Genomic DNA, 672 nt, shown 5'->3' with positions numbered 1-672 from the left:
ATGACCTTCACCTCTACTCAAAAAGAACTCTTTAATAATAACATTGAAGCTTTAGGTAATATTCTTTTAAAAGAAAGTTTAAAAGAAATCAAGTCTAGTAAATTTGAACTTATCTTAGGTAAAGATAATCTAGATATAAATTTAAAAGATACGAATGATAATACTTTTCTTTATGGAAATGTTATTGATGAATTAAACACTATGTTAAACACCTATAATGACAAATACCTACTTTATCCTGTATTGTATTTTTATGGTTTTGGAAATGGAATTTTATTTAAAGCTTTATTACAAAATAAAAATCATCAACATATTGTTGTTTTTGAAAAAGATATAGAAATCATTTGGGTCATGTTTCATATCTTAGATTTTTCAAATGAATTGCAAAATTCAAGATTGATGATTTTAGAAAATGATAAATTACAAATTCAGGATTATGTTGAACTTTGTTCTTCTAAGCCTTTCTTTCAATTTTCTAGAATTTATTTTTTAGAACTGATGAGTAATTATTATGAAAGATTTCATGAAGATGTTTTAAAAATCAATCATGAACTAGCAGAAACTTTTAAAAATATTATTTTAAGAAATGGCAATGATTCAATAGATACCCTTCAAGGCATAGAGCAATTTGTTTATAATCTTCCTCAAATGATCACTCATCCTAGTTATAAA

At 24.0% G+C, this 672-nt stretch carries 1 pseudogene; it reads left to right on the top strand.

Features of this window, described 5'->3' with window-relative positions:
- A pseudogene (locus tag AJ881_RS09610) lies at window positions 1-672 on the top strand (DUF115 domain-containing protein); the annotation flags it as partial.

It is taken from the genome of Campylobacter sp. BCW_6460 (genome assembly GCF_001762705.1).
GTDB lineage: Bacteria > Campylobacterota > Campylobacteria > Campylobacterales > Campylobacteraceae > Campylobacter_D > Campylobacter_D jejuni.
The sequence above is the reverse complement of the archived record's forward strand: the minus strand, read 5'-3'. Positions and strand labels throughout refer to the sequence as shown.